This is a genomic window from Streptomyces sp. NPDC029216 (assembly GCF_040648015.1).
Lineage (GTDB): Bacteria > Actinomycetota > Actinomycetes > Streptomycetales > Streptomycetaceae > Streptomyces.
The window spans coordinates 1-15,461 of the sequence record NZ_JBEZWL010000077.1; the positions used below are offsets into that span (position 1 = coordinate 1).

General features: G+C 72.9%; 11 protein-coding genes and 1 pseudogene. 9 read left to right on the plus strand and 3 right to left on the minus strand.

The features are described 5' to 3' along the window. Both AB0F18_RS24925 and AB0F18_RS24930 read right to left on the minus strand, forming a co-directional pair. Positions 1–1,041, minus strand: a pseudogene (locus tag AB0F18_RS24925) (hypothetical protein); the annotation flags it as partial. 91 nt (positions 1,042–1,132) lie between these two features. Further along, complete coding sequence (locus AB0F18_RS24930) at positions 1,133–2,515, minus strand: transcriptional regulator (protein WP_362064253.1); 1,383 nt, start codon at positions 2,513–2,515, stop codon at positions 1,133–1,135. Positions 2,516–2,735: 220 nt separating this feature from the next. Between AB0F18_RS24930 and AB0F18_RS24935 the strand changes: the two genes are divergently transcribed. The 8 genes from AB0F18_RS24935 to AB0F18_RS24970 all read left to right on the plus strand — a co-directional run bounded on the left by AB0F18_RS24935 (position 2,736) and on the right by AB0F18_RS24970 (position 13,322). After that, positions 2,736–3,437, plus strand: a complete 702-nt coding sequence (locus AB0F18_RS24935; protein ID WP_362064255.1) for a bifunctional DNA primase/polymerase — start codon at positions 2,736–2,738, stop codon at positions 3,435–3,437. Positions 3,438–3,542: 105 nt separating this feature from the next. Further along, positions 3,543–4,379, plus strand: coding sequence for an ABC transporter ATP-binding protein (locus tag AB0F18_RS24940; protein WP_362064257.1), 837 nt, complete (start codon positions 3,543–3,545; stop codon positions 4,377–4,379). Continuing rightward, positions 4,376–5,980 carry a transporter gene (locus tag AB0F18_RS24945; RefSeq protein ID WP_362064259.1) on the plus strand — a complete coding sequence of 535 codons (1,605 nt, stop codon included), beginning with the start codon at positions 4,376–4,378 and terminating at the stop codon, positions 5,978–5,980. The genes AB0F18_RS24940 and AB0F18_RS24945 overlap by 4 nt, the downstream gene beginning before the upstream one ends. A gap of 219 nt (positions 5,981–6,199) precedes the next feature. Then, positions 6,200–6,559, plus strand: a complete 360-nt coding sequence (locus AB0F18_RS24950; RefSeq protein ID WP_362064261.1) for an SseB family protein — start codon at positions 6,200–6,202, stop codon at positions 6,557–6,559. Beyond that, the gene (locus AB0F18_RS24955) at positions 6,556–7,146 is read left to right on the plus strand and encodes a hypothetical protein (protein WP_362064263.1); all 591 of its coding nucleotides are present in this window, start codon (positions 6,556–6,558) and stop codon (positions 7,144–7,146) included. The genes AB0F18_RS24950 and AB0F18_RS24955 overlap by 4 nt, the downstream gene beginning before the upstream one ends. Then, complete coding sequence (locus AB0F18_RS24960) at positions 7,143–11,777, plus strand: putative T7SS-secreted protein (RefSeq protein WP_362064265.1); 4,635 nt, start codon at positions 7,143–7,145, stop codon at positions 11,775–11,777. The genes AB0F18_RS24955 and AB0F18_RS24960 overlap by 4 nt, the downstream gene beginning before the upstream one ends. Further along, positions 11,774–12,217 (plus strand): hypothetical protein, encoded by a 444-nt coding sequence (locus AB0F18_RS24965; RefSeq protein ID WP_362064267.1) that lies wholly within the window; start codon positions 11,774–11,776, stop codon positions 12,215–12,217. Before AB0F18_RS24960 ends, AB0F18_RS24965 begins: the two co-directional genes overlap by 4 nt. Positions 12,218–12,251: 34 nt before the next feature. Next, a complete protein-coding gene (locus AB0F18_RS24970; RefSeq protein ID WP_362064269.1) occupies positions 12,252–13,322 on the plus strand; it encodes a hypothetical protein in 1,071 nt (356 codons plus the stop codon). A gap of 7 nt (positions 13,323–13,329) precedes the next feature. Here the strand turns inward: AB0F18_RS24970 and AB0F18_RS24975 are convergent, their stop codons facing one another. Continuing rightward, complete coding sequence (locus AB0F18_RS24975; protein ID WP_362064271.1) at positions 13,330–14,319, minus strand: helix-turn-helix domain-containing protein; 990 nt, start codon at positions 14,317–14,319, stop codon at positions 13,330–13,332. A 113-nt stretch (positions 14,320–14,432) separates the two neighbouring features. Between AB0F18_RS24975 and AB0F18_RS24980 the strand changes: the two genes are divergently transcribed. Then, complete coding sequence (locus AB0F18_RS24980; protein WP_362064273.1) at positions 14,433–15,374, plus strand: NADP-dependent oxidoreductase; 942 nt, start codon at positions 14,433–14,435, stop codon at positions 15,372–15,374. Positions 15,375–15,461 lie beyond the last annotated feature (87 nt).

Sequence of the window (15,461 nt, forward strand, 5' to 3'; positions counted from 1 at the left end):
GGCGGCACGGGTGAGGGTGCGGCGGGCCACCGGCTCGACGACGGGCGGCAGCTGCTGCGTGTGCCCGGCCTCGGCGTCCTCGGCCCGGAACAGCCCGTCGAACCCCTCGGCAGCCCCAGCCTGCCCGGCCCCGGGCCCGGGACCTGCGGGAACGGGCGGAATGTACTGGGTCGCCGCCTCGGCCACCCCACTCCCCGGCCCGCCCGGCACGGGCGGAATGTACTGCGTGGCGTCCTCGCCCCCACCGGCCGGCACGGGCGGGATGTACTGCGTGGCGTCCTCACCGACACCCGCCGGGACGGGAGGGATGTACTGCGTGGCACCCTCGCCCCCACCCGCCGGAACGGGCGGAATGTACTGCGTGGCACCCTCGCCCCCACCCGCCGGGACCGGCGGAACGTACTGGGTGGCGGCCTCCGCCGCGTGTGCGCCGGGCCCGGCCGTCACCGGCGGGATGTACTGGGTCGCGGCGTGCGCGCCCGGCCCCGCCGGACCGCCGGGGACCGGACCCCCGTACGGAGCCGCGCCGCCGGCCTGGACCGACGGCACCGCCTGGGTCTCGGCCGCCGCCATCAGGGCCCCCGGGCCCGCCGGGGCCCCGGGCGCGGGCGGGGCGTACTGCGGCGCACCGCCCACCTGCGGCACGTACTGCGTGGCCGCGTCCTCCATCCGGGCCCCCGCGCCCGCCGGGGCACCCGGTATCACCGGCCCGGTCTGCACCGGCGCACCCGGGACCGGCGGGATGTACTGCGTGGCCGCGTCCGGCAGCGGCGGGTATCCTCCCCCAGCTACCGCTGGGCGGTGCCCCCAGCCGTGCGGGGCGCCCGGGCCCTCGTAGCCCGGCCCGACGACATGGCCGGCCGGCGGGTACCCGTACGCCGGGCCGCCCGGCTCCGGCTGCGGCACGTAGGCCGGTACCGCGGGCCCGCCCTGCTGCTCGTACCCCTGCTGCGGCGGCGTGCCGGGCTGCTCCCCGTGAGGCGCCGACCAGGCGTACGGCGCCCCGGGCTGGGGGACGCCCCCTTGTCCGTTCTCCGTCACCGGGACTCCCTCTCGCCTTCTCCGACGTCCGCGCCGTGCAGGGAACCTGCGCAGCCGTCGGGTCACGCTACCCGGTCACGCCGCCATCACGTCAGGCCACCTGAACCTCCAGCCTCGCCCCGAACTCCCGCACCGCCGGTTCCTCCCGGTACGGCTCCAGCCGGGCCCGGAAGTCGTCCAGGTACTCCGCGCCGCGCCGCGAGCGCAGCGAACCCAGCAGGTCAGCGGCCTTCGTGGCGGTCTGGCAGGCCTGCTCCACCTCCCGCTGCTGCACCTGCGCCGCGGCCAGCAGCAGCAGGCCGATGGCCCGTCGGCGGGCCTTCGTCGCGGGCAGGCCCCGCAGGGCCTCCTCCGCGCGCTTTCCGGCCGCTTCGGCCTGGCCGAGGTCGCGGTGGCAGTGCGCGAGCTCGTCCGCCAGGTAGGCCTGGTCGAAGTGGCGGATCCACACCGGGTCGTCGCCCGACTCCGGCTCGGCCCGCTCCAGCGCCGTCACCGCCCGCCCCGACAGCACCGCCGTAGAACGGGCGTCGCCGAGGAGGGCGTGCCCGCGGGCCTCCGCCGCGTAGAACATCGCCTCCACCCTCGGGGTGACCTGCCCGCGCGTGCCCTCCTGCGCGGCCCGCGCCAGCTGCGCGATCTCCCTCGGGTTGCCCAGCTCGGCGGCGAGGTGGCTCATCGACGCCGCGAGCACGTACCCCCCGTACGCGCGGTCGCCCGCCGCCTGGGCCAGGCGCAGCGCCTGGATGTAGTAGCGCTGGGCCAGGCCCGGCTGGCCCGTGTCCACCGCCATGTACCCGGCGAGTTCGGTGAGCCGGGCGACCGCCGCGAACAGGGCCCGCCCGACCGGCTCCCGGTACGAGCCCCCGATCAGCCCGGAGACCACGGAGTTGAGGTAGTGCACGACCACGGGCCGCACGTGCCCGCTGCCGAAGCGGTGGTCGAGGTCGGTCAGCGCCTCGGTGGTGGCCCGGACGGCCTCCACGTCGGACATCCCCACGCGCGAGCCGCCGTTGCGCGCCACCTGCGGGTCGGCCCCGGTGATCAGCCAGTCGCGGCTGGGCTCGACGAGCGCGGAGGCGGCCACGCTCGACCCGGACAGGAAGTCGCGGCGGCCGACGTCGCTGCGCCACAGCTCGCAGACCTGCTCGATGGCGCCGACGACGGTCGGGGAGAACTGCAGGCCGACCCCGGAGGCGAGGTTCTTGCCGTTGGCCATGCCGATCTCGTCGATCGTGACGGTCCGGCCGAGTTTGCGGCCGAGGGCTTCGGCGATGATGCCCGGAGCCCGGCCCCGCGGCTGCTGGCCGCGCAGCCAGCGGGCCACGGAGGTCTTGTCGTAGCGGAGATCGAGGCCGTGCTCGGCCCCGCACATGTTGACCCGCCGGGCGAGCCCGGCGTTCGAGCACCCGGCTTCCTGGATGAGCGCCTGCAGCCGTTCGTTGGGCTGGCGGGCGACGAGAGGCCTGGCTGCCATTGAAAACCCCCTGAGACGCGGGTGATCGTTGGAATGATCAATTCCCGCCTGAAGTGCGGAGAATCTTCCTCTCTGCGACGTGTCGTTACCCATCGGCCGCGCCCCGGCCTCCTACGCGCCCCCACGCGTGCACCCGTGCGCCCCGTGTGCAGGATCGATGCAGCGCCGCCCGGCGCGTTTATCCCCGTAACCCCCGGTGACCCCGGGAGTTGTGCTGGGCGTGGAAGAGACCATCGGAGTCACGGAGACCGCACCCATCCCCCAGCAGCGCGGCGAGCTGCTGCTCGACCATGCCGTGCGGTACGTGGAAGAGCGGCACTGGGACGTCTTCGCCGGCACCTGGCTGGAGCCCGGCGACGGCCGGGAGCTGTGCTCCTGCGGGGTCGCCGACTGCCCGGCGCCCGGCGCGCACCCGGCGGTGAAGGACTGGCGGTCCCTGGCCTCGGGCAGTGCCGTCGGGGTGCGGCGGATCTGGGGCAAGCACCCCGCCGCGTCCATCCTGCTGCCGACGGGCCGCACCTTCGACGCCCTGGACGTGCCGGACTCCGCCGGCTTCCTCGCGCTGGCCCGGCTGGAGCGGATGCAGCGCACCCTGGGCCCGGTCACCCTCACCCCCGACCACCGCATGCTGTTCTTCGTCCTGCCGGGTGCCGGGGCGAAGGTGCCGGACCTGGTGCGCAAGCTGGGCTGGCTGCCGCACGCCATCGACCTGACCACGCGCGGCGAGGGCGAGTACGTGGCCGCGCCGCCGACCCGCTACGGCGGCAAGGGCCCGGTGCAGTGGGCCCGCAAGCCCACGCCCGCCAACCGCTGGCTGCCGGACACCGAGGAGCTGATCGACGCCCTCGCGTACGCGTGCGGCAGCGAAGCGGCCGCCGCCCGGGGCCGCCGACAGGCCGCGGCGGGCGCCCCGGCCCGCTGACATACGTGTCCGGAAGTTCATGACATTCGTAACTGCTGCGGCCTCTCCCCCTCCTCCTATCGTGAGGAACGTACGACCACGGGGATGAGAGCGAGAGGCAGGCGCATGCCGGACCAGGGTTATGCGGCGGGCAGTAGTGGTACGGCGGGGACGGAAGGCGCGCGACCCGCGCCCGACACCCCGGCCGTGCGGATAGAAGGACTGTGGAAGCGCTTCGGCGAGCAGGTGGCCGTCGGCGGGATCGACCTGGAGCTGCCCGCCGGCCGCTTCGTCGGCCTCGTCGGCCCGAACGGCGCCGGCAAGACCACCACGCTGTCGATGGTCACCGGGCTGCTGCGCCCGGACATGGGCCGGGTGACGGTCGCCGGCCACGACGTGTGGGCCGACCCGGTCGAGGTGAAGAAGCGCATCGGCGTACTGCCCGAGGGCCTGCGCATGTTCGAGCGCCTCTCGGGCCGTGAAATCCTCGGCTACATGGGCCGCATGCGCGGACTGCCGGGCGAGGAGACCGACAAGCGGGCCACGCAGCTCCTGGACGTCCTCGACCTCGCGGGCTCGCAGCACAAGCTGGTCGTCGACTACTCGACGGGCATGCGCAAGAAGATCGGCCTGGCGGCCGCCCTGCTGCACAACCCCGACGTCCTCTTCCTGGACGAGCCGTTCGAGGGCGTCGACCCGGTGTCGGCGCAGACCATCCGCGGGGTGCTGGAACGTTACACCGCGTCCGGCGCCACCGTCGTCTTCTCCTCCCACGTGATGGAGCTCGTCGAGTCGCTGTGCGACTGGGTGGCCGTCATGGCGGGCGGCCAGATCCGCGCCGCCGGCCCGCTGGCCGACGTCCGGGGCTCCGCGGCCTCCCTGCAGAACGCCTTCCTCGAACTCGTCGGCGCCCGCGACCACGCCGCCGGCGACTCCCTCGACTGGCTGGGCGGCGCCCGATGAGCCGCACGGCCGAGGCGTCCCTCACCTCCCTGTTCGTCCGCCTCAAGCTGTCGCTGATGCGCAACGGCCTGAAGGGCTCCTCGAAGCGCAAGGCCGTCTGGATCATCAGCCTGGTCATCTCGCTGGGCTTCTGCGCCCTCGCGACCCTGGGCCTGGCCCTGCTCCACGGCCATGCGCACGCCGGCACGGTCGTCGTCCTGCTGGGCGCGATCCTGGCGCTCTCCTGGACCGTGATGCCGCTGTTCTTCCCCACCGGGGACGAGACCCTCGACCCGAGCCGGCTGGTGATGCTGCCGCTGCGCCCGCGTCCGCTCGTACGGGCCCTGCTGGCCTCCTCGCTGGTCGGCCTCGGCCCGCTGTTCACGCTCTGCCTGGCCGTCGGCTCGGCGGCCGCGGTGGCGCACGGCCCGGCGGGCATCGCCGCGGCCGTCCTCGGCGCCCCGCTGCTCCTCCTCGGCTGCGTGGCCCTCGCCCGGGCCGTGGCCACGGCCAACGTACGGCTGCTGACCAGCCGCAAGGGCCGTGACCTCGCGCTGCTGAGCGGCCTGCTGATCGCGGTCGGCGCCCAGGTGGCCAACTTCGCCGGCCAGCGCCTGTTCCAGCAGGGCGGGCTGACGGCACTGGAGCCGGTCGAGGCGATCGTCCGCTGGCTGCCGCCGGCGACGGCGGTCGGCATGGTGGACTCGGCGAGCGAGGGCTCGTACGGCACCGCCGCCGCCCAGCTGGCCCTGACCCTGGCCGCGCTCGCCCTCCTCCTGCGCTTCTGGGAGCGGAGCCTGACCAAGCTGATGGTCAGCCCGGACGGCTCGACGCTCGCCGCCGCCAAGCCGGAGAAGGAACGCGGCACCAGCGGCGTCTGGGCCTTCCTCCCCGGCGGCCGCACGGGCGCGGCGATGCAGCGCACCCTGCGTTACGTGGTGCGCGACCCGAAGACGAAGTCGGCGTGGGTGTCGGCGCTGGCCATCGGCCTGATCGTCCCCGTGTTCAACGCCGTCCAGGGCACCGGCTCGGTGTACTTCGCCTGCTTCGGCGCGGGCATGCTCGGCGTGCAGATGTACAACCAGTTCGGGCAGGACACCTCCGCCTTCTGGATGGTCGCCCAGACGATCTCCTCGCCGCGTGACGCGTACGTGGAACTCCGCGCCCGTGCCGGCGCGCTGGCCCTGGTCACCGTCCCGTACACCGTCCTCGTCACGGTCGTCACGGCCGCGCTGATCGGCAACTGGTCCCGCTTCCCGGCCGCGTTGGGCCTGGCGCTGGCCCTGCTGGGCTCGATGCTGTGCACGGGCGCGCTGGCCTCGGCGCACTTCCCGTACTCCATCCCGACGGAGGGCGCCTTCAAGAACGTCGCCCCCGGTCAGGCGGGTCTGGCCTGGCTGGGCATCTTCGGCGGCATGGTCACCTCGGCGGTGATCTGCTCCCCGGTGATCGCCCTGACGATCTACGTCAGCCTGGCGGACGACCCCGGCACCCTGACCTGGCTGGCCCTCCCGCTGGGCATCGCCTGGGGCGCCCTGGCCGCCTGGGCCGGCCTGCGCCTGGCGGCCCCGGCGGTATCCCGCAAACTCCCGGAGATCCTCCTGGCGGTCAGCAAGGGCTGACCCTGCTCCTCTGACACCTCGGCTCCCGCCACCGGTTCCTGGCCGGATCCGTGTAGTGCCGCATGGACACCGTTTGCCCCTGCCGCCCCACCATGCAAAAGTGCGTTCGATTCGCAGAGGTTGGGGGGAGTTCAGGTGGGGTTCGACGCGGAATGGCGACGGCTGCGAACGCAGGGGGCCGGCAGTGCGACCGGGCCGACGCCGCCGGCGGAAACGCCGGTGCGGGACCGGACGGCTGAGTTCCCGGCCCGGCTGGCGGAGTTCCGCAGCCGGGCCGTGCTGGTGCCGGTCGACGAGCGGGGCGGACTGTGGACGTCCCGGCTGGGGGGCCTGGACTGGATCTGCGCCTTCTCGGACGAAGGGGCCCTGGCCCGGTTCGCCCAGGCGCGCGGCGAGACCGGACGTGCGTGGGAGTTCCACCGGGTGCTCGGGGCACGGCTGCTGGACGAGGTGATACCGGGGCTGGATTTCCCGTGCGGGGTCGCGTTGGACGCGGCGGGACCGGACGGCACCGTGTTCCCGCCGGTCCGCGGCATCGTCCCGGACTCCGCCGCGCTCGACGGCGAGGTGGCGGCGTGAGCGGCGAGCAGGGCGAGCTCGATGTGTCGAAGGCGGCGCTCGCGCAGATCGCCAAGGGCATCACGGACACGCTGACGGAGCTGAGGGAGCTCGGCCCGGCGGGACTGGGGAACACGGGCGGCGGATTCACACAGCTGAAGCTGTCGGGGCTGCAGAGCGGCCACGAGGGCCTGACGTCCCTCCTGGACACCTTCTGCGAGCGGTGGGGCTGGGGCGTGCGCACGCTGGTCCGGGAGGCGAACGTGCTCGCGGCGGGGGTGGGCCTGTCGGCCGGGATGGTGCACGAGCAGGACCAGTACGTCCAGGGCGGTTTCAAGGTGCTGGCCAACGCCGTGCTCGGAGGCAGTCCGTACGCGTCGGAACAGGAGGTCATGGACAAGGACTGGGGCCAGATCCTGGCCACCAACCCCTACACGAACCTCCGGGACGCCGACTTCAGCGCGGAATCCACCCTCAAGTCCGCGCAGAACTCCGACCAGGCCTGGAAGCAGACCTGGGAGGAGGTCGCCCCGCGCCGCGAGTTCGACACCTCGAAGCTCTCCGACCTCTCCCGGGACCACGGCCGGGCGGGCGGTGAGCAGCGGTGACGGACTGGGAGGCACTGGCCGACAAGGGCCTGGACAAGCTGGAGAGCACCTGGACCGCCGCGAAGAAGAAGGCGGGCGAGGGCATAGACAAGGCCACCGATGAAATCGGCGGCCTCCTGCACAAGGTCGGCAAGGACCGCTGGGCCGACGACATCGAGGACCTCGGCGACAACGTCGCCTCCCACCTCGGCGCGTCCGTCGCGGAACAGCAGCTGGGCCAGACCGAGCAGCCCAACGAGCTCGTCCACGGCTCACCGGCCGACATCCGCGCGTCGGCGGCACACATGAAGGACTTCCAGGCCGCCTTCGACCGGGTCGGCCAGGGCATGAAGGGGCTGGACTCCGGCAGCTGGAAGGGGGCGGCCGCCGACGCCTTCCGCGAGGCGTTCGCCATGCACCCGGCCCAGTGGCTGCACGCCGCCGATGCCTGCCAGAAGGCGGGCGACGCGCTGGCCCGGTACGCCGACACGGTGGAGTGGGCGCAGAAGGAGGCCCGGCAGGCCGTCGAGCTCTACAAGAAGGCGGTCAAGGCCCGCCAGGACGCCGTCGACGCCTACGCCAAGGCCGTGGACACCTACAACGCCACCGCCCTGTCGGGGAAGAACCCCGGTCCGGTGCCCGCCAAGCCCGACAACGTGGGCGTCGCCGAGGCCAAGCGGGCCCAGGAGATCCTGGCGGAGGCCCGCCGCCAGCGCGACGACGCCGCCACCGGCGCCGGCCAGGCCCTGACGGCCGCGCTGGAGCACGCCCCGGCCAAGCCGCCGCCGCACGAGCAGGCCATGGCCCTGGCCCTCGATGCCGCGGCCGCCGGGAACGTGGAACTGACCCACCTCACGGGCGGGGTCGTCAAGGGCACCGCCGGAGTGGTCAACTTCGCGCGCGGCCTCACCCCGTACGACACCTACAGCCTCACGCACCCCGCCGAATACCAGCAGAACGTCAGCATGACGCTGGCGGGTCTCGTCGCCGCCCCCGCGCACCCGGACCGCGTAGCGGGCGCCCTGATCGAACCCTTCCGCAAGGACTTCGCCGAGGGCACGGGCCGCCTCGTGCCCGAACTCATCGGTACGGAAGGCTTCGGCGGAGCGGCCAAGGCGGGCGCGCGGGCCGGGACCCGGGTGGCGGAGGGAGCCGCGGAGAGCGCCGCGTCCAGGGAGGCGCGGGCCGCCCAGCAGGCGGAGCCGGAGGCCGCCGCGCGCGCCCAGGAACAGAAGGTGTGCCACGAGGACCCGGTCGACGTGGCGACGGGCCGCATGGTCCTGCCGCAGACCGACCTGGTCCTCCCGGGCTCGCTGCCCCTCGTCTTCACCCGGACCTTCGAGTCCTCGTACCGGACGGGCCGCTGGTTCGGCCCGGCGTGGGTCTCGACGGTCGACCAGCGGCTGGAGAGCGACGACGAAGGCCTCGTCCTCGTCCGCGAGGACGGCAGCCTGCTCGCCTACCCGCATCCCGAACCCGGGATACCCGTACTGCCCGCCCACGGGCAGCGCTGGCCGCTGACCCTGGACGCGGACGGCGGGTACACGGTCACGGACCCCGAGTCCGGCCACGTCCGCCACTTCACCGAAGACGGTCTCCTTCTCCAGCTCGAAGACCGCTCCGGCGCCTGGATCGCCCTCACCTACGACGACTCCGGCGCCCCGGCCGCCCTCACCCACAGCGGCGGCTACGAACTCCACATCACCTCTTCCGAAGGCCGCATCACGGCCCTCTCCCTCGCCGACGGCACGGAGATCCTCCGGTACGGCTACACGGACGGCCACCTCACCTCGGTCACCAACTCCTCCGGCCGGCCGCTCCGCTTCGGCTACGACGAACTCGGCCGGATGACCTCCTGGACCGACACCAACGACCGCCACTTCGCCTACGTCTACGACGAGCGGCACCGCTGCGTCGCCCAGTCCGGCACCAACGGCCACCTGAACGTCCGCTTCGCCTTCGAGCCCGGCCGCACCACCCTCACCGACTCCCTGGGCCACACCACCGTCTTCCTGATCAACGACCGCGCCCAGGTCATCGCCGAGACCGACCCCACGGGTGCGACGACCCGGTCCTCCTACGACGCCCACCACCTCCTCCTGTCCCGCACGGACGCCCTCGGGCACACGACGCGCTTCGCCTATGACGAGGAGGGCCGCCTGACGCGGGTGATCCGCCCGGACGGCCGTGAGACCAGGGCGGAGTACAACGCCCTCGGCCTGCCGGTGCGGGTGACCCGGGCCGACGGCCGCACCGTCCTCACGACGTACGACGACGCCGGCAACCGCACCTCGGTGACCGCCCCGGACGGCACGGCCACCCGCTTCACGTACGACGCCCGCAACCACCTGTCGTCGGTGACGGACGCTCTCGGCCACACCACCACGGTGCACTGCGACGCGGCGGGCCTGCTCCTCTCGGTGACGGACCCCCTCGGCGGGACGACCACCTACGCGCGGGACGCGTTCGGCCGCCCCGTCGCGGTCAGCGACCCCCTGGGCCGCACCACCCGTCTCACCTGGAGCGTCGAGGGCCGCCTCCTGCGCCGTGCGAACCCCGACGGCACCGAGGAAGCCTGGACCTACGACGGCGAGGGCAACTGCCTGACCCACACCGACGAGATCGGCGGCGTCACGGTCTCCGAGTACGGCGACTTCGACCTCCTTACCGCCCGCACGGACCCCGACGGCACCCGCCACACCTTCACCCACGACACCCAGCTCCGCCTCACCAGTGTCACCAACCCCCAGGGCCTCACCTGGCACTACACCTACGATCCGGCGGGCCGCCTCGCCACGGAAACGGACTTCGACGCCCGCACCCTGGCGTACGAGTACGGCGCGTCGGGCCTCCTGACCGCCCGCACCAACGCGCTGGGCGAGCGGACCACCTACGCGCACAACGCACTGGGCCAGCCGATCCTCAAGAACGCGGCGGGCCTGGTCACCACCTACGCGTACGACGTCTTCGACGGCCTGGCGACGGCGACCTCGCCCGACTCCACCGCCGTCTGGCAGCGCGACGCCGCCACGGGCCGCCTCCTCTCGGAGACGGTGAACGGCCGCACCGTCACCTACGGCTACGACGCCCTGGGCCGCCGCGCCACCCGGACGACCCCCGCCGGCTCCACGTCCCACTGGACGTACGACGCGGCGGGCCGCCGCACCTCCCTCACCACGGCGGGCCGCACGCTCACCTTCGAGCGGGACGCGGCGGGACAGGAGCTGACCCGCACCCTGGGCCCGTCCCTGTCCCTCACGCACGAGTACGACGTGACGGGCCGCCGCACCGGCCAGTCCGTCATCGGCCAGGACGGCCGCACCCTCCAGCGCCGCGGCTACAGCTACCGCGCCGACGGCTACCTGACCGGCATCGACGACTCCCTCACCGGCCCCCGCACCTTCACCCTGGACCCCGCGGCCCGCGTCACCGGCGTCGACGCCTCGAACTGGTCGGAACGCTACGCGTACGACGAGACCGGCAACCAGACGAGCGCCGGCTGGCCGGCCGGGCACCCCGGCGCGGAAGCCCAGGGCGACCGCACCTACTCGGGCACCCGCCTCACCCACGCCGGCTCGATCCGCTACGAACACGACGCGCTGGGCCGCGTCACCCTCCGCCAGAAGACCCGCCTCTCCCGCAAGCCGGACACCTGGCGGTACGAGTGGAACGCGGAGGACCGCCTGACCGGCGTCATCACCCCGGACGGCACCCGCTGGCACTACACCTACGACGCCATGGGCCGCCGCACGTCCAAACGGCGCCTCTCTCCCGCCGGCGCGGTCGTCGAAGAGACCCTCTTCACCTGGGACGGCACGACCCTCTGCGAGGAAACGAGCGGCCAGGTCACCCTGACCTGGACCCACCAGGGCCTGCACCCGGTCACCCAGACGGAACACATCGACCAGCCCGAGGTCGACGACCGCTTCTTCGCGATCGTCACCGACCTCATCGGCACCCCCACCCACCTCCTGTCCGAGGACGGCACCACGGCGTGGCACACCCGCACCACCCTGTGGGGCACCACAACCTGGAACCGCGACGCGACGGCCTACACCCCCCTCCGCTTCCCGGGCCAGTACTACGACCCGGAATCCGGCCTCCACCACAACTACTTCCGCACCTACGACCCAGAAACAGCCCGCTACCTCTCCCCGGACCCCCTGGGCCTGGCACCGGCTCCCAATCCGGCGACCTACGTCACTAACCCCCACACCGGGTCCGACAGCCTCGGATTGGCTCCCGACGGCTGCCCCGAGCGCGGTCCGTACGAATTCAGAGAGGCCAACCCGGCCCACCCCCCTAGCCCCACCCTTACCGACGCCATGCGCGCCGCACCAAGCGGTTCCTACATCGACTGCTCAGAAATATCGGCATTCATCGAGCGTCGAGCCAACGGAGAAGGTAGAATAATTCATTACATCACCCCGAGTGGAGAGATACGAACCCCCGAAGCAGGCGGCACCCGAGTCGAGGATTACGTATTCCACGAGGTATACACCGACGGGCGATACGTATACGACCCAACCCTCAGCCGGGACCCGATACCCCTCGGCGACTACGAACGGGCACTGCGTTACGAGAATGAAGACAGGGTGGTGCGGAGAGAAGGTCCCTTCAAGAGCCAGCCTCGCGGACGGGAGTGGCGGTGACGACCATCGGCGACACCAGCGGACCCAGGCAGGGCCGCGCAACCCGCGCGAAGGCGATTCTCGGCCGATTCGCGCCATTGGCCTGGTTTCGGACACCCGCCGAATTCCATCCTCATTTCGGGTATGCCCAAGTGGCCCACCTGGGATGGCGCTTCGACGAGCCTCACGAGGAATTCAAGCCGATATTCGAAGCCGCAACTCGCAATGCACCTCAGAACACGACGTGGACTTTCGGCGTACAGAAAAACTGGCTCATACTCCCCGAACGCCTGGCTCGCGAGTCGATGCGGTCCGGAGGAGACTTCGGAATGGCCCAGCAGATCATCACGGAAAATGACCAGGATTTCTGCATGGCGACCATAGCGGATCTCGAATTGATCCTCGACGCTCTTGATCAGGCGGCCCCTGGGCGGGCAGGGGCTCACAGCGTTGACGCATGAGCCACCTGTCAGTGGCGGCCGTTAGGTTCCGGGTATGTCGATCAACGCACAACTGCGCGACTCGGTGGGGCTGCCGGGTGGGGACGCGCTGGTCAATGGGTTTGCCTTCGAGGGCCGGAGCGGCGGGGCTCGGCGGGCGTTGCTGCGGAACGGGCAGGAGCTGGAGGTCTACGACCTCGACGAGCTCTTCGGCGGTGAGCGGGCCCCGGGGGCCGTCTTCGCGTTGCCCTGGCCGGGGTGGGACCGGGGGGTCCACTCCGTCAGCCCCGACGGATCGTTCGCGGTGTTCTCCGGGCAGCGCGCCGTGCGGGCCGTGGGCGTGGGCGGGGAGGTGCTCTGGGAGTACCGGCACGGGTGCTGGGGGCCCGAGCTGGGGCATCCGCACAGCGGGGACGAGCAGCAGGTGTGCCAGGGGCTGGAGCACGGGTCGTGCCGGGTCTCGGACGACGGCCGGCTCGTCTGGGCGCACGTCGTGACCGGCTCCGGGGCCGAGGACTGGCAGGAGTACTGGGCCGTCCTGGACGCCGCGGACGGGCGGGAGCTGGCGCGCCTGCCGCTGGACAGCGCGACCGCCGGCTCGCACCACCTCTCCCACCCGGACGGGATCCACATGGGCCTGTCCATCGGCATGGGCCAGGACGGCATCCTGCTCCACTGGGCCCGCTGGGACGGCGAGCAGCTCACCGCCTGGGACCTCAACGAGACCATGGACCGGATCCTGATCGACGTCCACCCGGGACACCACGGCTTCCTCACCATCGAGCACTACGGGTCCGACCTGGAGCTCCACGCCCTGGACGGCGACGTCCTCGCCACGGGCGAGCCGGAGGCCGACGAAGGCGAGGACGAGGACCCGCCCGGCTGGGACTACGGCACCGGCTTCGTCGACGCCGTCACCGTCATCGCCTCGACCCTCGACTCCGAGGAAGACCCGGACCGGGCCGGCCACTGGCTCCTCGACGCCGCCACCCTGGAGATACGGGGCCGGCTCGCCTATCCGGACGGCCCGGCCACCGGATACGTCCGCCCCCTCGGCGACGGCACCTGGCTGACCTACGACGGCGCGACGCAGACCCTCAACCGCTGGAGCGCGGCCGCGGCTTGAGCGCGGGTCATGTGGGGATCCTCGCGTGGAAGGCGCGGCGGTAGGCCGTGGGGGAGATGCCGAGGGTGGTGGTCAGGTGGTGGCGGAGGGCGGCGGCCGTACCGAAGCCCGACTCGGTCGCGACGCGGTCCACCGGGAGGTCCGTCGTCTCCAGCAGGCGGCGGGCGTGGTCGACGCGCCGCTGGGTCAGCCACTGGCCCGGCGGCATGCCGACCTCCTCCACGAAGCGGCGGCAGAAGGTCCGTACGCTCATCCGGGCGTGCTCCGCCAACTCCCGCAGGAGCAGGGGGCGGTGGAGGTGTTCGACCGCCCAGGCGCGGGTCGCGGCGGTGGTGGCGGAGGACGGCTCCGGCATCGGGCGTTCGATGTACTGGGCCTGCCCGCCCTCCCGCCACGGCGGGACCACGCACAGCCGCGCCACCCGGTTGGCCACCTCGCTGCCGTGGTCACGGCGCAGCAGGTGCAGGCACAGGTCCACCCCCGCGGCCACCCCCGCCGCCGTCAGGACGCGGCCGCCGTCCACGAAGAGGACGTTCTCGTCGACCTCGACCTGCGGGAAGGCCCGCTGGAAGCGGCCGGCCTGGTTCCAGTGCGTGGTGGCGCGCCGCCCGTCGAGCAGGCCCGCGGCGGCGAGGACGTACGAGGCCGTGCAGATCGAGACGATACGGGCGTGGGGCGGCAACAGCGCCAACGCCTCGGCCAGTTCGGCCGGGAGCCACTCGCCGGGCTCGTCCGGCCCGCCGCAGGTGAAGGGCGGGATGACCAGCGTGTCGGCGGTGCGCAGCGCCTCGCTGCCGTGGGACACGGTGACGGTGAAGTCGGCGCTCGTCGCCACCGGGCCGCCGCCGGCGCCCAGGCCGCAGGTGACCACCTCGTACAGCGGCTCGCCGTCGGGCCCCTCGGCCGTGCCGAAGATGCGTACCGGGATGCTCAGTTCGAAGGGGTAGACGCCCTCCAGCGCCAGGACGGCCACGCGGTGGGGGGTCTGCTGCTGCATGGCAAGATTCTTTCAGATGCTGACATTCTTGCCACTCGTTCAGGCCTGCGGCGTGCGGAAACCTTGATCACGAAAGGGGGCGGACGGCCCCCGCGGAGAAGGGGGACGGCGCGATGCGCGCAGTGGCTCAGGACGGGTTCGGCGGACCCGAGGTGCTGAAGGTCGTCGAGGTGGAGCGGCCGCGGCCGGGGCCGGCCGAGGTGCTCGTACGGGTGCACGCGGCCGGGGTGAACCCGACCGACTCCTGGCACCGGGCCACCGGCGGCCTGGCCGGCGAGGTGATCCGGCTCGGCTGGGACGTGTCGGGCGTGGTCGAGGAGGTCGGCCTCGGCGTCACCACCCTCGCGCCCGGCGACGAGGTGTTCGGCATGCCGCGCCACCCCGTCCCGGCGGGCACGTACGCGGAGTACGTCACCTCCCCCGCCCGGCACCTCGTCCGCAAGCCCGCCGCGCTGAGCCACGTACAGGCCGCCGCGCTGCCGCTGGCCGCGCTCACCGCCTGGCAGGCCCTGGTGGACACCGCCGGACTGCGCCCGGGGCAGCGGGTGCTGGTCCACGCGGCGGCGGGCGGGGTCGGGCACCTGGCCGTACAGATCGCCAAGGCGCGCGGCGCGTACGTCATCGGCACCGCCCGCGCCGCCAAGCACGCGTTCCTGCGCGCGCTGGGCGCGGACGAGGCCGTCGACTACACCGCCGTCGATTTCGAGACCGCCGTCGAGCCGGTCGACGTCGTCGTCGACGCGGTCGGCGGGGCGTACGGGCCTCGCTCGCTGCGCGTCCTGCGGCCCGGCGGGATCGTGGTCTCCCTGGCCTCCCCGGCCGAGGCCCGGCTCGCGGACGAGGCGCGGCCGCTGGGGCTGCGGGCGGCGTTCATGGCCGTGGAGGCCGATCAGACGGGAATGCGGGAGATCGCGGCGCTGGCGGAGGCCGGGCTGCTGCGGCCCGAGATCGAAGCCGTGCTGCCGTTGGAACTGGCCGGAAAGGCCCATGAGTTGAGCGACGGGGGACGGACCACGGGCAAGATCGTTCTCACTGTCTCCCCCGCGGACCACTAGGAGTTGCGTACGCACGACGTGACGTGAGGGGCGGCGCCCCGGAGGAGCTGCTGAAGGTCCTCCTGGGCGCCGCCCGGGGTGAGTACG